Genomic DNA, 18,626 nt, shown 5'->3' with positions numbered 1-18,626 from the left:
CCCCCCGCGCGCACCGGCTCCCCTCCCGGGCGCCGGGGGCCCCGAAGGAGCACCCCTCATGGCACCTCGCCACCAGCGCAACCTCACCCGCCGCAAGATGCTGTTCGCCCTCGGTGGCGCGGCCGTGGCCGTCCCGGCGATAGCCGCCGTCGCCCCGTACGCCCTCGCGGGCCAGAGCAAGGACTCCGCGACCGCGGCGAGCGGCTCGCTCCCGGTCACCGTGGTCAACAACAGCGGGTCGTTCGACAACGGCTCGGTGCACCTGTACGTCGTCGGAAACGCCGACGGTAAGCAGGTGCGGCTCACCCCGGACGGCACCGTCGCCCCCGTGGCCCTCTCGGACAACGGCGCCGACGGCTTCACCGACTACGCGATCCCGCTCGCGAGCAGCGGCGAGACCAAGCTGTCCCTGCCCTACATGTCGGGCCGCATCTACGTCTCACTCGGCCAGAAGCTCAAGTTCAAGGTCGTGACCGACGGCAACGGCAACGCCGCTCTGCAGTACCCGGCCGGCTGGGTCACGTCGGACCCCAACTACGGCATCCTGCACGACTGCGCCGAGTTCACCCACAACGCGTCCGGCATGTTCTGCAACACCACGATGGTGGACATGTTCAGCGTTCCGATGAGCCTGCGCCTCACCGGCGACAAGGACCAGACGACGGGCGCCCTGCGCGACGGCGGCCGCGCCGCGGCCTTCGCGGAGGTCAAGAAGGTGGCCGAGTTCGCCCCTCTGGTCGTGGACGACACGCGGATCATCGCCCCCGGCCACGGCCTGGACGCGGGCATCTTCCCCAAGGACTACTTCGCCCCGTACATCGACGAGGTGTGGAGCACCTACACCGGCAAGGACCTCAAGGTCACCACGAACGCGGGCACGTTCACCGGCCGCGTCCGCGGCGAGCGCCTCACCTTCGACGGCCCGGCGTCGGTGTCCTTCGCCAAGCCCTCCACCCGTGACGTCCTGTTCTGCGACGGCAACCTCGCCGCCCCCAACGACGGCACCACCGGACCCGTGGCGGCGGTCCTGGGCGCGGCCTTCAACCGCTCCACCCTGCTGAGCAATCCCTCGCAGCCCACCACCGACCCGGCGGCCTTCTACCAGACCGCCCTGACCAACCACTACGCGAAGGCCGTCCACGCGGCCACCGCGGACGGCAGGGCCTACGGCTTCGCCTTCGACGACGTGGCGGACTTCGCCTCCTACATCCAGGACACGAATCCCTCGGCCCTCACCCTCACCCTGACGGCGTTCTGAGGCGGCGCGGACCCGCACGGGAAGCGACAGGACCAGCAGCACCGAGCCCCGGCGCCGCAAGGGCTGCCGGGGCTCGGTGGGTGGCCGGAAGGGTTACGCCGCCGCGCAGTCCGGGCACAGGCCGCGGTACGTCACCTCGACGTCCGACACCGTGAAGCCGAAGCGCTCGGTGTCGGGGAGGTCGGCGAGCGGGTTGCCCGTCGGGTGGACGTCGCGGATCGCGCCGCAGTGGGCGCAGACCAGGTGATGGTGCGGCCGGTGCGCGTTCGGGTCGTAGCGCTTGGCGCGCTTGTCCGTCGTGACTTCCAGCACCTCGCCGAGGGAGACCAGCTCGCCCAGCGTGTTGTACACGGTCGCCCGGGAGATCTCCGGCAGCTTCGCGACAGCCCGGGCGTGGACCTCGTCGGCCGTCAGATGGACGTGCTCGCCGTCGAGGACCTCGGCCACGACGCGCCGCTGCGCGGTCATCCGCCATCCGCGTCCACGCAGCCGTTCCAGAAGGTCGCTCATGGCTACCAGCCTAACAGCCGGCGGGACCAGGACGGGAACAGGTGTGATATTGGATTCGCGATGGACTTAGAGAACGTCCAAGGTAGGATCTGGGGCGCCGAGAAGCGGCTGCCGGGCCGGACCCCACGGTGCTCGGGGTCCGGCCCGTTCCGCATGCTCAGAGCGCGGGGGCGGGCTCGCGGGCCGGGGTCCAGCAGCGGATGATGTCGCGGACCGAGACGATGCCGGCGACCTCGCCGCGGTCGAGGACGACCAGGTGCCGGAAGCCGCCGTGGGTCATGGCGCGGGCGGCCTGCTCCAGGGTCCAGGTCGGGGCGGCGAAGACGACGTCGGTGGTGGTGTGGGCGAAGGCGCGTTCGGTGTCGGGGTTCTGGCCGAGGCCGACGGAGTTGAGGATGTCGCGTTCGGTGAGGATGCCGATGCCGCCGGCGTCCGGGTCGAGGACGACGGCGGCGCCGACGCGGCGGGCGGACATCAGGTTCGCCGCCTGGCGGAGTGTGTGGGCGGGGCCGACGGTGAGGATCACCGTGCTCATGGCGTCGCGGACGAGCATGGGTGGGGCCACCTCCTAGGAATCCGTGAAGCTCGTTCAAGGATTCACAAGTTCACAAGTGGGGGTGAGCCCAGACTGCCAGGTAAAGCAGGGGTCAACAAGAGGGCGCGCGTGGTGACTTGAGGGCGTGCCCGGGTTCGTCTCGTGGCTCAGTGGCGCTGGTTGAGATACCCCAGCAACTCGTCGTGCAGCAGGCCGTTGGACGCGGCGGCGTTGCCGCTGTGCGGGCCCGGGCGGCCGTCGAGGCCGGTGAAGGCGCCGCCGGCCTCCGTGACGATGATCGCGTTCGCGGCCATGTCCCACAGCGACAGCTCCGGCTCCGCGCACATGTCCACGGATCCCTCGGCGACCATCATGTACGGCCAGAAGTCGCCGTACGCGCGCGTGCGCCACACCTGGCGGGTCAGATCCAGGAACCCGCCGAGGCGGCCCTGCTCCTCCCAGCCGGAGAGGGAGGAGTACGCGAACGACGCGTCCGCGAGCCTGCCGACGCCGGAGACATGGAGGCGGCTCGCGGAGGTCAGACTGCGGCCGGTGAAGGCGCCGTGCCCCTTCGCGGCCCACCAGCGGCGGCCGAGCGCGGGGGCGGAGACGAGGCCGACGACGGGCTGGTAGCCCCCCTCCGCCGCCTCCATCAGGGAGATGAGCGTCGCCCAGACCGGGACGCCGCGGACGTAGTTCTTCGTGCCGTCGATGGGGTCGATCACCCAGCGGCGCGGGCCGGAGCCCTCCACGCCGTACTCCTCGCCGAGGACCGCGTCCCTGGGGCGGGCGCGCTGGAGCTGGCCGCGGATCAGTTCTTCCGCCGCCTTGTCCGCCTCGCTCACCGGCGTCATGTCCGGCTTGGTCTCGACCTTCAGGTCGAGCGCCTTGAAGCGGTCCATGGTGGCGGCGTCGGCGGCGTCCGCGAGGACGTGGGCGAGACGCAGGTCGTCGAGGTAGTCCGGCATGTAGGGAACGGTATCCGGCCCGCTCGTCACGGGGCCACCAGGGCGGGCGCAGCGCGGCGGAGCCGTGCGCGGGGGAGGGGGCGGGCCCACGGAGGCCGCGCGCGGGGAGACGACGCCCGTCGCCGCATGGCCGACAACCCTCCCGAACCCTTGACAGTGCATACAAGCGCGTCAAATCTGGGCGCAGAGCCGCTCCGCCCAGGGAGGCGATGATGCCCGCTGCCCGGGAGTCCCTACTGGACGCCGCCTGCACGGCGCTCGCGCGCCGGCCGTGGTCCGCGGTGCGGATGGTCGACGTGGCGGCGACGGCGGGGGTGTCCCGGCAGACCCTCTACAACGAGTTCGGCAGCAAGGAAGGGCTGGCCAGGGCGCTGGTGCGGCGGGAGGCGGACGGCTACCTCGCCGGAGTGGAGCGGGCGCTGGCCGGTCCGGGCGAGCCCACGGCGCGGCTCACCGCCGTCGCCGAGTGGACCGGCTCCGCCGCCCGGGACAACCCGCTGGTACGGGCCTTGCTCACCGGCTGCTGGAGCGAGCGGCTGCCCGCCCCGCCGCTCGCCGCCGTGCAGTCGGTCTCGTCGGTGCCGGCGCAGCGCCGCGCGGACGGGCCGCTGCCGACGCCCCACGACTTCGTGCGGATCGTCCGGGACCGCGCGGTCACCGCCCTCGCGGGTCCCGCCGCCACCCCCGCCGACGCCGCCGAACTGGCCCGCTCCTGCGAGCTGGCGGTCCGCCTCGCCCTCTCCTGCGTCGCGGCGCCCCCGGCAGAGGGCGGCATGGCGGACCTGATCCGCGCGGTCGCCCCGCGCCAGACGGTGTGATCCTCTCCGTACGGCCTCCGGCCGCCACGCCGTGTGATCCGTCTACCTACGGCCTCCGGCCGCCCGCGCGGTCGTCCCCACCGCCACGCCGTGTGATCCGTCTGCCTACGGCCTCCGGCTGTCCGCGCGGTCGCCGCGCCGCCACGCCGTGTGAACGGACTCGGGCCGTCCGCGCGGTCGCCCCGCCGCCACGCCGTGTCATCCGTCTCCGTGCGGCCTCCCCAGCAGGGCCGGCGGCCGGTGCACCCGCTCAGTACGGCCCGCCCCGGTAGTACCGGACGCCGTGCGGGCCGGCGCCGGCAGCGCGCTCGTGGGCTGCGTCCGAACGGTCGGAGGGAGCCGAGCGGCCCGACAGGGTGCGCAGGCGGTCAAGCCCGGCCAGCACCTCCGCCCGGTGGCCGGACTCCTTCATCCACCGGGGCAGGCGTGGGAACATCGCCTGCGTGGCGCCGGTCCCGCCCTCACGCAGCGCGGCGCCGACATAGGCGGCCAGCGCGTCGACGTGCTCCTCGTCGTACGCCCACAGAACGCGGCCCGCGCACCGCGTCTGGAGCCAGAGGGGCCGCCGGAAGAACGGGTCCTCCGTGCCGCCCAGCCGCACCCCGATCAGCGCGCCGTTCAGCCGCCTTGCCCGCCACTCGGCGATCGCGCCGCACCCGGGGCAGACGAGCCGGCGGGGCCGGAACCTCAGCTCGCCGTAGTGCTTGAGCGGGGGCAGACCGGGGCGCTGGACCACCTCCGCCCGCCCGCCGCAGCGGGGGCAGACGACCAGGATCCGGCCGGCGTACCGGGTGAGGTGCTGACCCCGGTCCCGGTGCCGGGCCGGGCCGCCGTGCCGCTGCTCGGAGTCCACGCGGCCGCCCTCAGTGCGCCGATCCGGACAGCTGCAGCCCGATCACGCCGATGATGACCAGGCTGATGGAGACGATCTTCAGCGTGGACACCAGGTCGCCGAGGAAGACCATGCCGTAGATCGCGGTGCCGGCCGCGCCGATGCCGGTCCACACGGCGTACGCGGGGCCGACGTCGAGTTTCCGCAGGGACAGGGTCAGCAGGCCGAAGCTGCCGAGGGCGAAGGACGCGAAGGCGATCGTGGGCCACAGGCGGGTGAACCCGTGCGAGAGCTTCAGGCACACGGCGAAGCCGGTCTCCAGCATCCCGGCCACGATGACCAGCAGCCACGCCATGTGGGGTCCTCCCGTTGATCCGGATCTCCGGCTCGGTGCGCGATTATGCACTTACCGAGCCGGGGCCCCGGCAAACAACGCGGAGGCCCGTCAGTCGCCCTCCTTGCGCTCCCGCGTGGCCAGCAGGCGGCGCAGCGAGTACAGGCGCGCCGGGTCCGCGTGGCCCTCCTCGACCCAGGCGTCCAGCGCGCAGTCCGGCTCGTCGTGGCTGCACGCGCGCGGACAGCCCTCCGTGCCCGGTTCGAGGTCCGGGAAGGCGTGGATGACGCGGGACGGGTCGATGTGCGCGAGGCCGAAGGAGCGGATGCCGGGGGTGTCGATGACCCAGCCGTCCGCACCGGACAGCGGCAGGGCGAGGGCGGACGTCGTGGTGTGGCGGCCGCGGCCGGTGACCGCGTTGACGTGCCCCGTCGTACGCCGCCGCTCCTCGGGGACCAGCGCGTTCACCAGCGTCGTCTTGCCCACGCCGGAGTGGCCCACGAACGCCGTCGCCCGGCCGGCGAGGTGCTCCCGCACCCGGTCCGCCGCGTCGCCGTTCTCCAGTTCCCCGCGGCTGGTGACGACGTGGGGGATGTCGAGCGCGCCGTACAGCTCCAGCAGTTTGTCCGGCGGGGCCAGGTCCGACTTGGTCAGCACCAGCAGCGGTTCCAGGCCGCCGTCGAAGGCCGCGACCAGGCAGCGGTCGATCAGGCGGGGACGCGGCTCGGGGTCGGCCAGGGCGGTGACGATCGCCAGCTGGTCCGCGTTGGCGACGACCACGCGCTCGTACGGGTCGTCGTCGTCCGCGGTACGGCGCAGCACCGACGTGCGCTCCTCGATGCGGACGATCCGGGCGAGGGTGTCCTTCTTGCCGGACAGGTCGCCGACCAGGGCCACCCGGTCCCCGACCACCGCCGCCTTGCGGCCCAGCTCGCGCGCCTTCATCGCCACGATCGTCCGGTCGCCGACCAGGCAGGTCAGCCGGCCGCGGTCGACCGTGAGCACCATGCCCTCCGCGGCGTCCTCGTGCTTGGGCCGGATGTGGGTGCGCGGCCGGGTGCCCCGGCGGCCGGGACGGCTGCGGATGTCGTCCTCGTCGGTGTGCTTGCCGTAACGGCGCATGGCGTGTCCCTACTGCCCGAGCATCCCGGTCCACAGCTCGGGGAAGTCCGGCAGGGTCTTGGCCGTGGTCGCCACGTTCTCGATCCGCACGCCCTCCACCGCGAGGCCGATGATCGCGCCGGCGGTGGCCATGCGGTGGTCCTCGTAGGTGTGGAAGACGCCGCCGTGCAGCGTGCGCGGGCGGATGTGCAGGCCGTCGGCGGTCTCGGTGACGTCACCGCCCAGCTCGTTGATCTCCTTGGTGAGCGCGGCCAGCCGGTCCGTCTCGTGCAGCCGCAGATGGGCCACGCCGCGCAGGGTGGAGGGGGAGTCCGCGAGGGCGGCGACCGCCGCGATGCCCGGGGTCAGCTCGCCGACGTCGCCGAGGTCCACGTCGATGCCGTGGATCGCACCCGATCCGGTGAAGACCAGGCCGTACTCGGTGAGTTCGCAGGAACCGCCCATCTCGGTGAAGATCTCCCGCAGCCGGTCACCCGGCTGGGTGGTCCGCTCCGGCCAGTCCGGGATCAGCACCTTGCCGCCGGTGACCAGGGCCGCCGCCAGGAACGGCTGCGCGTTGGACAGGTCCGGCTCGACCGTCAGGTCCCGGCCGAGCAGCGCGCCCGGTGTCACCCGCCACACGTTCGGCTCGCCGCCCGACTCCGGGGTGTCCACCTGGGCGCCGACCGCGCGCAGCATGTCCACGGTCATCCGGATGTGCGGCATGGAGGGGAGCGTCGCGCCGGTGTGCCGGACCTCGACGCCCTGGTTGAAGCGCGGGCCGGAGAGCAGCAGGGCGCTGACGAACTGGGAGGACGAGGAGGCGTCGATCGACACCGGTCCGCCGTCCAGGGCGCCGCCGCCGTGCACGGTCAGCGGCAGCGCGCCCCGGCCGTCGTCGTCGATCCGGGCGCCGAGCTGCCGCAGCGCGTCGATCACGCCGTGCAGCGGACGCTCGTACGACCGCGGGTCCCCGTCGAACCGGATGGGGCCGTCGGCCAGCGCGGCCACCGGGGGCAGGAAGCGCATCACCGTGCCGGCGTTGCCGACGTCGACGGTGGCCGGGCCGTGCAGGCCCGTCGGCAGCACCCGCCAGGCCTCGCCGGTGCCGTCCGGGCCGACCCCTTCCTCGATCTCCACGCCCATCGCGCGCAGCGCACCGGCCATGAGCAGGGTGTCGCGGGAGCGCAGCGGGCGGCGCACCCAGCCCGGCTCGGAGGCGAGGGCGGCCAGCACCAGGGCGCGGTTGGTGACCGACTTGGACCCGGGCACGTGGACCGTCGCGTCGACGGCTCCGCTCGCGTGCGGGGCGGGCCAGAGGGCGGTGTGTGCGGGGTTCTCGGTCATGCGCCCCACTTTAGTGGCTGGGGAGGACCGCAGATCTCGATCAAAAGCGGCGAAACCCCGATGAAAAAGAGGCGCGAACGGTCGTGTGCGAGGGCGCCCGCGCCGGTGTCACACCTCCAGCAGCCAGCGCCCACCGCCGATCAGCGAGCACAGCGACACCGCGTGGAACAGGAACAGCCACAGCCCCGCCGGCACATGCGTCAGCCGGGCCAGCTGATCGGCGTCCGAGTCCCCGGCCCCGCCGCCCGCCCGCTTGCGCTGCAGCTCGAACGGCGGCCGCACCCCGCCGAACAGCAGGAACCACACCACCGCGTACGCGAACGCGGCCTGCACCTGCGGTCCGGTCAGCCAGGACACCAGCAGGAAGGCGCCCCCGGCCAGCACCACGGTCAGCACGCCGTAGGCGTTGCGGATCATCACCAGCATCGCCACGAGCAGCGCGGTCGCCGCCCACAGCAGCAGCGTGATGCGGCCCGCCGCCAGCAGCGCGGCGCCGCCCAGACCCAGCAGCGAGGGGGCGGTGTACCCCGCTGCGGCCGTGAGGATCATGCCGAGCCCGTACGGCTTGCCCCGGCTGAGCGTGAGGCCGCTGGTGTCGGAGTGCAGCCGGATGCCGGTGAGCTGCCGGCCGGTGAGCAGCGCGATCAGCCCGTGCCCGCCCTCGTGCGCGATCGTGATCGCGTTGCGCGATATGCGCCACAGGGTGTGCGGGACGACGACGGCGAGCGCGGCCACCGAGGTGGCGAGGACCACCCACACCCCGGGGTCGGGCTGGGTGCCGGTGAGCCGGTCCCATATGTCGGGCAGCGCGGTGGCGGCGAGGCTGTCCATGTGTCCGAGTGGCTCCCTGTCCTTTACGGAGTCTGGCAGTGTGGCACGTATGTGCGGACGGTATGCATCGAGTCGTAGGCCCGAGGATCTCGCAGGAATCTTTGAAGTCGAGAAGTGGGATCCCGAGGAGACCCTGGAGCCGGACTACAACGTGGCTCCCACCAAGGAGGTCTACGCCGTCCTCGACCGCCCCCTGAAAGACGCGGACTCCCCGCGTCCGGTTCGCCAGCTGCGCAAGCTGAAGTGGGGACTGGTGCCCTCCTGGGCCAAGACGCCCGAGGGCGGCGCCCGGATGATCAACGCGCGCGCCGAGACCGTGCACGAGAAGCCCGCCTACCGCCGCGCCTTCGCGGCCCGGCGCTGCATCCTGCCCGCCGACGGCTACTACGAGTGGGTCACCGGCAAGCAGGAACGGGACCTGGAGGTCGAGGGGAAGAAGAAGCGGCCGCGCAAGCAGCCCTACTTCGTGCTGCCCGCCGACGGCTCGGTGTTCGCCATGGCGGGGCTGTACGAGTTCTGGCGCGACCGCACCCTGCCCGACGACCATCCGCAGGCCTGGTGGGTGACCTGCTCGGTGATCACCACGGAGGCGGAGAAGACCCCGCTGGCGGTGGCGCCCGCCGAGGGCCCGCACGCCCTCGCCGACATCCACCCCCGGATGCCGCTGATGCTCACCCCCGACCGCTGGGACGCCTGGCTCGACCCGGGCCGCACCGACCCCGACGACCTGCGCGAGCTGCTGGCCCCGCCGCCGCCCGGCCTGATGCGCGCCTACCCGGTCTCCACCGCCGTCAGCAACGTCCGCAACAACGGCCCGGAGCTGCTCAAGGAGCTTGCGGCGCCGGAAGAGGGCACACTCTTCTAGCGTGATCGAAATTGTCGAGACCGACGCCGGAACCGCCCGCATCACCTGGCACCGGGCGGCGGACCCCCGGCTGGTCCTCGCCGTGAGCCACGGCGCGGGCGGGGGCGTCGACGCCCGGGATCTGCAGACTCTCGCCCGGGTCCTCCCCGGGCACGGCGTCACCGTGGCCCTGGTGGAGCAGCCCTGGCGGGTCGCGGGCAGGAAGGTCGCGCCCGCGCCGAAGACCCTGGACACCGGCTGGCGCGGCATCTGGCCGGCGCTGACCGGGATGGAACTGCCCGTGATCTGCGGCGGGCGCAGCGCGGGAGCCCGGGTCGCCTGCCGTACGGCTGCGGAGCTGGGCGCGCGCGCCGTGCTCGCGCTGAGCTTCCCGCTGCACCCGCCGGGCAGGCCGGAGAAGTCCCGCGCGGCGGAACTGCTCGGCACCGGGGTGCCCACGCTGGTCGTCCAGGGCGGCAACGACCCCTTCGGCAGGCCGGAGGAGTTCCCCGAGGGGCCGTACCGGCTGGTCGAGGTGCCGTACGGCGATCACGGGTTCGCCGTCCCGAAGCGGGCGGAGATCACCCAGGAGCGGGCGCTGGAGATCGTCGCCGAGGGTGTCGTGGAGTGGGTCGCGTCACTCGGGTGACGGCCGGGAATGCCGTACGGCGGACCACTGTTGTGGCGGACAGAAGTGCTGAGGCCTCGGCACCGACGTCGTAGGAGAGGAAGTCCGCCGCATGGGTTCGACCATCTGCCCGAGCCGCAGGCGCAGCGCCGACCTGGACTGGACGGTGCTGCACGCGGCCAAGACCGCTCCTGTTCGAGGCGCGGCAGGCACGGGTCGTGTTCTATCCTCCGAATCGAGTGGGACCGCTCTCGGTCCTGCCCGGGATCTTGAGGAGGTGGGTCCGGTCACCGGTACCGACGCAGGGACCGACAACGGCCAGGCGGAGCAGCCCGAGGGCCAGGGCGTGAGCGCGGAGGCGACCGACGAGTCGACCGCGGAGCGCAGTGCGCGCTTCGAGCGGGACGCGCTGGAGTTCCTCGACCAGATGTACTCGGCCGCGCTGCGCATGACGCGCAACCCGGCCGACGCCGAGGACCTGGTGCAGGAGACGTACGCCAAGGCGTACGCGTCCTTCCACCAGTTCCGCGAAGGCACCAACCTCAAGGCGTGGCTGTACCGGATCCTCACCAACACCTTCATCAACTCCTACCGCAAGAAGCAGCGTGAGCCGCAGCGCTCCGCCGCGGAGGAGATCGAGGACTGGCAGCTCGCCCGCGCCGAGTCGCACATGTCGACGGGTCTGCGCTCCGCCGAGTCGCAGGCGCTCGACCACCTGCCCGACTCGGACGTGAAGGAAGCGCTCCAGGCGATCCCCGAGGAGTTCCGCATCGCCGTCTATCTCGCGGACGTCGAGGGGTTTGCCTACAAGGAGATCGCGGACATCATGGGGACACCCATCGGTACGGTGATGTCCCGGCTGCACCGGGGCCGCCGTCAACTGCGCGGCATGCTGGAGGACTACGCCCGCGAGCGCGGGCTCGTCCCCGCGGGCGCCGGGGAGTCGAACGAAGCGAAAGGTTCGGGCTCATGAGCTGCGGCAAGCCGCACGAGACGGACTGCAGTGAGGTCCTCGACCATCTGTACGAGTTCCTCGACAGTGAGATGCCGGACGTCGACCGCGACAAGTTCCAGCAGCACTTCGAGGAATGCTCGCCGTGCCTGGAGAAGTACGGCCTGGAGCAGGCCGTGAAGAAGCTGGTCAAGCGGTGCTGCGGCCATGACGACGTACCCGCGGACCTGCGTGCCAAGGTCATGGGGCGGATCGAGCTGATCCGCTCCGGCCAGACCGTGCCCGAGCACGACGTGACGGCGACGGCGCAGGAGAGCTGACCCGCCGGTCAACCCCCGCCGTCACCCGAACGTGCTAATCCTCAGGTCATAGGCCCCACACCCCCGGTCCCCGCCCTAGGCTCCGATGCCCGGGACAGGCATGGTCGGGGAGGGGCGCGATGGAGGCGGTACCGGCGCGAGCGCGCGGCTGTGTGGCCGCCGCCGCCCTGCTGGCGCTGCTCTGCCTGCTGCCGCTGCCGACGATACGCACCCCCTGGTGGGCGCTCGCCCTGCTCTGCGCGCTCTACGCCGGCTGCGAGCAGGTCGTCCGCCGCCGCTTCGGCGGCACCTTCTGCCCCGTGCTGCTCGCCGGGGCCTTCCTGCTGCCGCCGCCGGCCGCCGCGCTGGTCCCGCTGCCCGCGGCCCTGCTCCTGCCGGGCGGACAGCCGGGCGGAGACGGCCCCGCACCGCTGCGCCGCCTGTGGCGGACCGCGCGCCCCGCGCTCGCCGTGTGGGGCGCCGCCCGGGTGCACTGGGCGCTCGGCGGCCGGGACGCGGTCGTCGCCTCCGACTTCCCCTACGCGCTGCTGCCCGCCGGCGCGGCCGTCCTCGCCTTCTGCCTGGTCCTCACCGCCCTGGACGGCGGCATCCGCGCGGCCGCCCTCGGCGTCCCGCTGCGCCGGGCCTGGCGCGGGCTGCTGTCGCGCTCCCTCGCGCCGGTCGCCGTGCACGGGCTCGCCGGGCTGATGATGGCCGTGCTGTGGCGCAGCCCGTACGGCCCGCTCTCCGCGCTGCTCGTGCTGCTGCCGATGTGCGTGTCCTGGTGGATCTTCGCCCAGTACCACCGCGAACGCGCCGCCCACCAGGCCACCATCCGCGCCCTCGTGCAGGCCGTCGACATCAAGGACGGCTACACCCGCGGCCACAGCGAACGCGTCGGCCAGGCCTCCGTGATGATCGCCCGCGAACTCGGCATGGACGACGAGCGCGTGGAGGTGCTGCGCTTCGCCGGCATCCTGCACGACGTCGGCAAGCTCGGCGTCCCGACGCGACTGCTGCGCAAGGACGGCCCGCTGACCCCCGAGGAACGCCGGATCATCGAGCTGCACCCCGAGTACGGCCACGAGATGGTCCGTGGCATCTCCTTCCTCGGCGAGGCCCGCGCCGCGATCCTGCACCACCACGAACGTCTCGACGGCAGCGGCTACCCGTACGGCCTCGTCGGCGACCGCATCCCCGAGTGCGCCCGCGTCGTCGCCGTCGCCGACGCCTTCGACGCGATGACCTCCACCCGCTCCTACCGCCGGGCCCGGCCCGTCGCGGCGGCCGTCGCCGAACTCGAGCGGTGCGCGGGCACGCAGTTCGACCCGCGCATGGTCACCGCGCTCGCCCGCGCGCTGGGCCGCCACGGCTGGCACCCCACCGTCACCGCCGAGGAGACGTCCGGCGAGAGCGAGGGCCCGAGGGCGGTCACCGGGACACCCCGATGACCCCGCTGCGGCTCGTGCACGGCGCCGCCGCCCTCGCCGCGGCCGGCTCCCTCGCCGTCACCCTGTGGTCCGGGCTCGACGACCGCGGCGTCGCGCTCGCCTTCGGGGTGCTCGTCGTTCTGGGCGAGCTGACCCGCTGGAGCGACGCCGGGACCCGGCAGGCCGCCCCCGTCGCCACCGCGGGATCGCTGTCGTACGCCCTGCTCGGCGCGGACGCCGGACACCCCGCGCACCACGGCCCGGCGCAGGTCGTCACCGTCGTCCTCGCCGCCGCCCTGCTCGGCGCCGTCCCGCACATCTGGGCCGGGCGCACCCCCACCCTCGACCATCTCGCCCGCCGCGTGCTCACCGTCGGCTTCGCCGCCGTCTGCTTCCAACCCCTGTACGCCGAGGGCCTGTTCCCCGCCTGGGACGGCCCCGCCTACGCCTTTCTGCTGGTCGCGCTGCTCGGCCTGACCGCCCTGTGCGACGCCGTTCTGGCCGCCGCCCTCGCCCACGCCCGCACCGGCTGGCCGTTCGGCCCCCTGCTGCGCGAGGAGCTGCGCGGGCTGCTCGGCATCGGCTCCGCCGTCTGCGCGACCGGCGCGGTCATGGCGCTCGGGGTGGCCGTCGCCGGGCTGTGGGCGCTGCCCGTGTTCTGCCTGCCCCTGCTGCTCACCCAGCTGTCCCTGCGCCGGTACGCGGCCGTCCGCGCCACCTACCGGCAGACCATCGCCTCCCTCGCCCGCGCCACCGAGATAGCCGGCTGCACGCCCGCCGGGCACGCCCGCCGGGTGGCCGCGCTCAGCCTCGCGGTCGGCCGGGACCTCGGCCTGACCGGGCCCGAACTCACCGTCCTGGAGTACGCGGCCCTCATGCACGACATCGGCCAGCTCAGCCTGGTCGACCCGGTCCCGGCCGGCGCCACCGCGGACCTGCCGCCGCAGCAGCAGCGCAGGATCGCGCTGCTCGGCGGGGCCGTCGTACGGCAGACCGGGGTGGCCGCCGCCGTCGCCGTGGTGGTGGAGCGGCAGGCGGACCCGTACCGCGAACAGCCGCTCGCCGCCCGGATCGTCCGCGCCGTGAACGCCTACGAGGAGAAGACGCAGGACGCCGGCCCCGAGGGGCCGCTGCGGGCGCTGGAGGAGCTGCGTCTCGGCACCGCCGAGGACTACGACCCGGACGTGGTGGAGTCCCTCGCCCGGGTGCTGGCCCGCCCCTGGGCCTGGGGGGAGAGCGCGCCGGCGGCGGGCGACGGGAGACACACGGCACTGTCTGACCCCGCGCCCGGCTGGGTAACCCATGGGTAATGAGCGCCTTTCCCGGCGTACGTGGTTGGATGCGAGGGAGAGGGTGTCCGGGGGCACAAGCCAGCCCACTGTGCGGAAATGGAACTGGCAGGCGGGAATCGTGAGGATCTTCGGCAAGGGACGGCACCGGCCCTCCGCCTCCTGGCGGCAGGCCACCGACCGCGCGTTCACGCTGATCGGCGACGGCCGGTACGAGGACGCGGGCGAGCTGCTGACACGGGCCGCCGATCTGGAGCCCTGGCTGTCGGAGTCCTGGTTCAACCTCGCCCTGCTGCACAAGTTCCGGCACGACTGGGAGCAGGCGCGGGCCGCGGGACTCCGGGCGGTCGCCCTGCTGGACCGGGAGACCGGGGCGCCCGACTGGTGGAACGTCGGCATCGCCGCCACCGCCCTGCAGGACTGGCCGCTGGCCCGCCGCGCCTGGCAGGCGTACGGCCTGAAGGTGCCTGGGGGCACCTCCCGGCCGAAGGCTGGGGGAGGGGCCGCCGTGGCCGGGGAACCGGTCGGCATGGAACTGGGCAGCGCGGCCGTGCGGCTCTCCCCGGAGGGCGAGGCCGAGGTCGTGTGGGGCCGCCGGCTGGACCCGGCGCGGATCGAGGTGCTGTCCATCCCGCTTCCCTCGTCCGGGCGACGCTGGGGCGAGGTCGTGCTGCACGACGGCGTCCCGCACGGCGAGCGCACCACGTCCACCGGGCACGCGTACCCGGTCTTCGACGAGATCGAGCTGTGGGCGCCCTCGCCGGTGCCGACCTGGGTGGTGCTGCTGGAGGCGGCCACGGAAGCGGACCGGGACGCGCTGGAACAGCTGGCCGCCGACGCGGGGTTCGCCGCCGAGGACTGGTCGTCCTCCGTGCGGCTGCTGTGCCGGATGTGCTCGGAGTCGCGGATGCCGTCCGACGAGGGCGAGGGGCTGCAGCTGGACCCGCACGACCACAGCGAGCCGGGGCACCCCGGGCCGCTGGGGCACCGCACGGACGGGCAGCTGTGGGTGCCGGAGCGGGAGTGCGGGATCGCCGCGCCGGCTTCGCTGGTGCGCGGGCTGCTGGACGGGTGGGTCGCGGACAGCCCGGACTCGCGGGACTGGCGGGATCTCGAAGAGGTTTGCTGAGCCTTCGGTGACCGGCCGCCTTTAGGCTGTACCCCGAGACTTCTCACTCGGACTTTTCGCAGGTTTGCAGGAAGGCGTACGTCGGTCATGGCGCAGCAGGACACCGATCAGCAGCACGCGGGCGTGCTCCCCGTCGACGACGAGGGGTACGTCGTCGACACGGAGGACTGCGAGGGGCGCGAGAAGGCCTGGCGGGAGCGCGGGACCTCGCGGCCGATCACGGTCGTCGGCAATCCGGTGCTGCACACGGAGTGCAAGGACGTCACCGAGTTCGGCGAGGAGCTTCAGCAGCTGGTCGCGGACATGTTCGCCAGCCAGCGGACCGCCGAGGGCGTGGGCCTGGCCGCCAACCAGATCGGCGTCGACCGCAAGGTCTTCGTCTACGACTGCCAGGACGACGAGGGCGTCCGGCACGTCGGCGTGGTCTGCAACCCGAAGCTGGTCGAGCTGCCCGCCGAGCGGCGCCGGCTGGACGACAGCAACGAGGGCTGCCTGTCCGTACCGGGGGCGTACGCGCCGCTCGCCCGCCCCGACTACGCCGAGGTGACCGGCCAGGACGAGCAGGGCAACCCGATCAAGGTCCGCGGCACCGGCTACTTCGCACGGTGTTTGCAGCACGAGACCGACCACCTCTACGGCTACCTCTACATCGACCGGCTGTCCAAGCGGGACCGCAAGGACGCGCTGCGGCAGATGGCCGAGAACGAGCCACGTTATCCGGTGGTCGCCAACGACTAGCCGAGGCCTGGCGGTTGGGGCGCCCGGCCGGGGATCACCCCCGGTCGGGCGCCCTTTGCGTGGCCCTGGTTCGCTCGTCCGTGCGTCGTACAACCGATCCCTTCCATGCGCCTAATGATCCTTAATCGGTCACGCAAGAGGGGATTCTCAGCACCTTGGGGTAGTGAGTGGAGCAAATCCGTTCCCATGGCGGTCAGTTGTGGTGCTGAATGGAGTTGTGGGGATACACAACGGCGCACGCCCGGCATGACAGCAGGGGCGTGCGCTCCTGGCGGCGGAGAGGGGTTTGTACGTGCATGCTTTCCGACACGGCACCACAACGACGCCCACGGCGGTCGTAGTACCACCCTCACTGGCACTCCCGGTGATCGAGTCCGCCTTTCCTCGGCAACTGCATCCGTATTGGCCGCGACTGCAGGAGAAGACGCGGCTGTGGCTGCTGGAAAAGCGGCTCATGCCCGCGGACAAGGTGGAGGAACATGCCGACAGCCTGTGCTACACGGACCTCATGGCGGGCTACTACCTGGGCGCCCCCGACGAGGTCCTGCAGGCCATCGCCGACTACAGCGCATGGTTCTTCGTCTGGGACGACCGGCACGACCGGTACGTCGTGCACGGCCGGCCCGACGACTGGCGGCGCCTCAGGCACCGCCTGCACACGGCTCTCGACGCACCCCGGCACCATCTGCACCACCCGGACCCGCTGGTGGCGGGGTTCGCCGACAGCGTGCTGCGGCTGTACGGCTTCCTGCCGCGCACCTGGAACCAGCGGTTCGCCCGGCACTTCCACGCGGTGATCGAGGCCTACGACCGCGAGTTCCGCAACCGCACCGAGGGACGCATACCCGGCGTCGAGGAATACCTCGCCCTGCGCCGGCACACCTTCGCCCACTGGATATGGACGGACCTGCTGGAGCCGAGCGCCGGATGCGAACTCCCGGATTGGGTGCGGAAAAACGCGGCCTATCGCCGGGCCGCACTGCTCAGCCAGGAATTCGCCGCCTGGTACAACGATCTGTGCTCGCTGCCGAAGGAAATAGCGGGCGACGAGGTCCACAATCTCGGCATCAGTCTCATCGCGCACGAGAATCTGACGCTCGAGGACGCGGTGGACGATGTCAGACGGCGCGTCGAGGAATGCGTCAGTGAATTCCTCCGGGCCGAGCAGGAAGCGCTGCGATTCGCCGACGGTCTCGATGACGGCACCGTCCGGGGAAAGGAACTGAGCGCCGCCGTGCGCGCGTGCGTCGGCAATATGCGGAACTGGTTCAGCTCCGTCTACTGGTTCCACCACGAGTCCGGCCGGTACAGGGTGGACACCTGGGACGACCGGTCCACGCCCCCGTACGTCACGAACGAAACGGCAGGTGAGGAATGACCGTCGAGTCTGTGCAGCCCCAGCCCCCCGAGACCTCCCGGACCCCCGACGCCTCCGGGACCACCGCACTGCGCGAACCGCCGCTCGCCCCAGGCGCCGTCCCCGGCCTCGGACACGGCCTGAAGCTGGTCCGCGACCCGCTCGCGTTCATGGCCCGGCTCCGCGACCACGGCGACGTCGTACGCCTCAGGCTCGGCCCCAAGACGGTGTACGCCGTCACCACCCCGGCGCTCACCGGCGCGCTCGCCCTCAACCCCGACTTCAAGATCGACGGACCGCTGTGGGAGTCCCTCGAAGGGCTGCTCGGCAAGGAGGGAGTGGCCACCGCCAACGGCCCCCGGCACCGGCGCCAGCGGCGCACCATCCAGCCCGCGTTCCGGCTGGACGCCATCCCGGACCACGGTCCGGTCATGGAGGAGGAGGCGCACGCGCTGACCGAGCGCTGGCGGCCCGGCGAGACCGTCGACTGCACCTCCGAGTCCTTCCGGGTGGCCGTCCGCATCGCCGCCCGCTGCCTGCTGCGCGGCGAGTACATGGACGAGCGCGCCGAGCGGCTCAGCACCGACCTCGCCACGGTCTTCCGCGGGATGTACCGGCGCATGGTCGTTCCGCTCGGACCGCTGTACCGGCTGCCGCTTCCGGCCAACCGCAAATTCAATCGCGCGCTGGCCGATCTGCATCTCCTGGTCGACGAGATCGTCGCCGAGCGAAGGGCATCTGGTCAAAAGCCGGACGATTTGCTGACGGCATTGCTGGAGGCGAAGGACGACAATGGCGACCCCATCGGGGAACAGGAGATCCACGACCAGGTCGTCGCGATACTCACCCCCGGCAGCGAAACAGTGGCGTCCACGATCATGTGGCTGCTCCAGGTCCTCGCGGAACACCCGGAACACGCGCGGAAGGTACGGGACGAGGTCGAATCCGTGACCGGCGGCCGACCGGTCGGATTCGAGTACGTCCGCTCCCTCACGCACACCAACAATGTCGTCACCGAAGCCATGCGGCTCAGGCCGGCCGTATGGATTCTGACGCGGCGCGCGGTGACCGACACGGTACTCGGCGACTATCGCATTCCGGCCGGGGCGGACATCGTCTACAGCCCCTACGCCATCCAGCGCGACCCCCGCTCGTACGACCGCCACCTCGACTTCGACCCCGACCGGTGGCTGCCGGAGCGGGCCAGGCAGGTGCCGAAGTACGCCATGAGCCCGTTCAGCGTGGGCAACCGCAAGTGCCCCAGCGACCACTTCTCCATGACCCAGCTGAGCCTGATCACGGCGGCGGTCTCGGCGAAGTACCGCTTCGAGCAGGTGGCCGGGTCGGACGACAGCACCCGCGTGGGCATCACGCTCCGGCCGCACAACCTGCTGCTGAGGCCCGTGGAGTGGTGACGGGCGACTCC

General features: G+C 72.4%; 20 protein-coding genes. 12 read left to right on the top strand and 8 right to left on the bottom strand.

All coding sequences use genetic code 11. The features are described from left to right. Positions 1–58: 58 nt before the first annotated feature. Positions 59–1,258 (top strand): glycoside hydrolase family 64 protein, encoded by a 1,200-nt coding sequence (locus OG956_RS11705; protein WP_330337898.1) that lies wholly within the window; start codon positions 59–61, stop codon positions 1,256–1,258. 93 nt (positions 1,259–1,351) lie between these two features. Here the strand turns inward: OG956_RS11705 and OG956_RS11700 are convergent, their stop codons facing one another. The 3 genes from OG956_RS11700 to hisN all read right to left on the bottom strand — a co-directional run bounded on the left by OG956_RS11700 (position 1,352) and on the right by hisN (position 3,271). Beyond that, positions 1,352–1,768: a Fur family transcriptional regulator gene (locus tag OG956_RS11700; RefSeq protein WP_330337897.1), complete on the bottom strand. Its 417-nt coding sequence runs from the start codon at positions 1,766–1,768 to the stop codon at positions 1,352–1,354. A 157-nt stretch (positions 1,769–1,925) separates the two neighbouring features. Beyond that, positions 1,926–2,321: a CBS domain-containing protein gene (locus tag OG956_RS11695; protein ID WP_330337896.1), complete on the bottom strand. Its 396-nt coding sequence runs from the start codon at positions 2,319–2,321 to the stop codon at positions 1,926–1,928. Between the two features lie 149 nt (positions 2,322–2,470). Beyond that, positions 2,471–3,271: a histidinol-phosphatase gene (gene hisN / locus OG956_RS11690; protein WP_330337895.1), complete on the bottom strand. Its 801-nt coding sequence runs from the start codon at positions 3,269–3,271 to the stop codon at positions 2,471–2,473. 209 nt (positions 3,272–3,480) lie between these two features. Between hisN and OG956_RS11685 the strand changes: the two genes are divergently transcribed. After that, the gene (locus tag OG956_RS11685) at positions 3,481–4,089 is read left to right on the top strand and encodes a TetR/AcrR family transcriptional regulator (protein WP_330337894.1); all 609 of its coding nucleotides are present in this window, start codon (positions 3,481–3,483) and stop codon (positions 4,087–4,089) included. Between the two features lie 250 nt (positions 4,090–4,339). Here OG956_RS11685 and OG956_RS11680 read toward each other — a convergent pair whose 3' ends face one another. The 5 genes from OG956_RS11680 to OG956_RS11660 form a co-directional block, all read right to left on the bottom strand. After that, complete coding sequence (locus tag OG956_RS11680) at positions 4,340–4,942, bottom strand: hypothetical protein (RefSeq protein WP_330337893.1); 603 nt, start codon at positions 4,940–4,942, stop codon at positions 4,340–4,342. A gap of 10 nt (positions 4,943–4,952) precedes the next feature. After that, positions 4,953–5,276, bottom strand: coding sequence for a DMT family transporter (locus tag OG956_RS11675; RefSeq protein ID WP_330337892.1), 324 nt, complete (start codon positions 5,274–5,276; stop codon positions 4,953–4,955). Positions 5,277–5,366: 90 nt separating this feature from the next. Then, complete coding sequence (rsgA, locus tag OG956_RS11670) at positions 5,367–6,377, bottom strand: ribosome small subunit-dependent GTPase A (protein ID WP_330337891.1); 1,011 nt, start codon at positions 6,375–6,377, stop codon at positions 5,367–5,369. 9 nt (positions 6,378–6,386) lie between these two features. Continuing rightward, positions 6,387–7,703, bottom strand: a complete 1,317-nt coding sequence (gene aroA, locus OG956_RS11665) for a 3-phosphoshikimate 1-carboxyvinyltransferase (RefSeq protein ID WP_330337890.1) — start codon at positions 7,701–7,703, stop codon at positions 6,387–6,389. A 108-nt stretch (positions 7,704–7,811) separates the two neighbouring features. Continuing rightward, the gene (locus tag OG956_RS11660) at positions 7,812–8,534 is read right to left on the bottom strand and encodes a M50 family metallopeptidase (protein ID WP_330337889.1); all 723 of its coding nucleotides are present in this window, start codon (positions 8,532–8,534) and stop codon (positions 7,812–7,814) included. Between the two features lie 49 nt (positions 8,535–8,583). On the opposite strand from OG956_RS11660, the gene OG956_RS11655 reads away from it, so the two are divergent. The 10 genes from OG956_RS11655 to OG956_RS11610 all read left to right on the top strand — a co-directional run bounded on the left by OG956_RS11655 (position 8,584) and on the right by OG956_RS11610 (position 18,615). After that, entirely contained in the window at positions 8,584–9,399 is an 816-nt protein-coding gene (locus tag OG956_RS11655) for an SOS response-associated peptidase (protein WP_330337888.1), read from the top strand. Position 9,400: 1 nt separating this feature from the next. Then, positions 9,401–10,027, top strand: a complete 627-nt coding sequence (locus OG956_RS11650) for an alpha/beta hydrolase family protein (protein WP_330337887.1) — start codon at positions 9,401–9,403, stop codon at positions 10,025–10,027. Between the two features lie 256 nt (positions 10,028–10,283). Then, positions 10,284–10,979: an RNA polymerase sigma factor SigR gene (gene sigR, locus OG956_RS11645; RefSeq protein ID WP_330337886.1), complete on the top strand. Its 696-nt coding sequence runs from the start codon at positions 10,284–10,286 to the stop codon at positions 10,977–10,979. After that, positions 10,976–11,278, top strand: a complete 303-nt coding sequence (gene rsrA / locus OG956_RS11640) for a mycothiol system anti-sigma-R factor (RefSeq protein WP_330337885.1) — start codon at positions 10,976–10,978, stop codon at positions 11,276–11,278. The genes sigR and rsrA overlap by 4 nt, the downstream gene beginning before the upstream one ends. Before the next feature lie 119 nt (positions 11,279–11,397). Continuing rightward, positions 11,398–12,708, top strand: a complete 1,311-nt coding sequence (locus OG956_RS11635; protein ID WP_330337884.1) for an HD-GYP domain-containing protein — start codon at positions 11,398–11,400, stop codon at positions 12,706–12,708. Next, positions 12,705–13,997, top strand: a complete 1,293-nt coding sequence (locus OG956_RS11630) for an HD-GYP domain-containing protein (protein WP_330337883.1) — start codon at positions 12,705–12,707, stop codon at positions 13,995–13,997. The genes OG956_RS11635 and OG956_RS11630 overlap by 4 nt, the downstream gene beginning before the upstream one ends. Before the next feature lie 100 nt (positions 13,998–14,097). Continuing rightward, entirely contained in the window at positions 14,098–15,105 is a 1,008-nt protein-coding gene (locus tag OG956_RS11625) for a tetratricopeptide repeat protein (protein ID WP_330337882.1), read from the top strand. 87 nt (positions 15,106–15,192) lie between these two features. Beyond that, complete coding sequence (gene def, locus OG956_RS11620; protein WP_330337881.1) at positions 15,193–15,843, top strand: peptide deformylase; 651 nt, start codon at positions 15,193–15,195, stop codon at positions 15,841–15,843. Positions 15,844–16,135: 292 nt separating this feature from the next. Further along, complete coding sequence (cyc1, locus tag OG956_RS11615; protein ID WP_330337880.1) at positions 16,136–17,221, top strand: epi-isozizaene synthase; 1,086 nt, start codon at positions 16,136–16,138, stop codon at positions 17,219–17,221. Next, positions 17,218–18,615, top strand: a complete 1,398-nt coding sequence (locus OG956_RS11610) for a bifunctional albaflavenone monooxygenase/terpene synthase (protein ID WP_330337879.1) — start codon at positions 17,218–17,220, stop codon at positions 18,613–18,615. The genes cyc1 and OG956_RS11610 overlap by 4 nt, the downstream gene beginning before the upstream one ends. Positions 18,616–18,626: the final 11 nt, after the last annotated feature.

This window comes from Streptomyces sp. NBC_00557, from assembly GCF_036345995.1.
Taxonomy (GTDB): Bacteria; Actinomycetota; Actinomycetes; order Streptomycetales; family Streptomycetaceae; genus Streptomyces.
The sequence above is the reverse complement of the archived record's forward strand: the minus strand, read 5'-3'. Positions and strand labels throughout refer to the sequence as shown.

Coding starts and splice junctions, on each gene's coding strand:
- OG956_RS11705 (WP_330337898.1), top strand. CDS start 59: ATGGCACCTCGCCACCAGCGCAACCTCACCCGCCGCAAGATGCTGTTC.
- OG956_RS11700 (WP_330337897.1), bottom strand. CDS start 1,768: ATGAGCGACCTTCTGGAACGGCTGCGTGGACGCGGATGGCGGATGACC.
- OG956_RS11695 (WP_330337896.1), bottom strand. CDS start 2,321: ATGCTCGTCCGCGACGCCATGAGCACGGTGATCCTCACCGTCGGCCCC.
- hisN (WP_330337895.1), bottom strand. CDS start 3,271: ATGCCGGACTACCTCGACGACCTGCGTCTCGCCCACGTCCTCGCGGAC.
- OG956_RS11685 (WP_330337894.1), top strand. CDS start 3,481: ATGATGCCCGCTGCCCGGGAGTCCCTACTGGACGCCGCCTGCACGGCG.
- OG956_RS11675 (WP_330337892.1), bottom strand. CDS start 5,276: ATGGCGTGGCTGCTGGTCATCGTGGCCGGGATGCTGGAGACCGGCTTC.
- rsgA (WP_330337891.1), bottom strand. CDS start 6,377: ATGCGCCGTTACGGCAAGCACACCGACGAGGACGACATCCGCAGCCGT.
- aroA (WP_330337890.1), bottom strand. CDS start 7,703: ATGACCGAGAACCCCGCACACACCGCCCTCTGGCCCGCCCCGCACGCG.
- OG956_RS11660 (WP_330337889.1), bottom strand. CDS start 8,534: ATGGACAGCCTCGCCGCCACCGCGCTGCCCGACATATGGGACCGGCTC.
- OG956_RS11655 (WP_330337888.1), top strand. CDS start 8,584: ATGTGCGGACGGTATGCATCGAGTCGTAGGCCCGAGGATCTCGCAGGA.
- rsrA (WP_330337885.1), top strand. CDS start 10,976: ATGAGCTGCGGCAAGCCGCACGAGACGGACTGCAGTGAGGTCCTCGAC.
- OG956_RS11635 (WP_330337884.1), top strand. CDS start 11,398: ATGGAGGCGGTACCGGCGCGAGCGCGCGGCTGTGTGGCCGCCGCCGCC.
- OG956_RS11630 (WP_330337883.1), top strand. CDS start 12,705: ATGACCCCGCTGCGGCTCGTGCACGGCGCCGCCGCCCTCGCCGCGGCC.
- def (WP_330337881.1), top strand. CDS start 15,193: ATGGCGCAGCAGGACACCGATCAGCAGCACGCGGGCGTGCTCCCCGTC.
- OG956_RS11610 (WP_330337879.1), top strand. CDS start 17,218: ATGACCGTCGAGTCTGTGCAGCCCCAGCCCCCCGAGACCTCCCGGACC.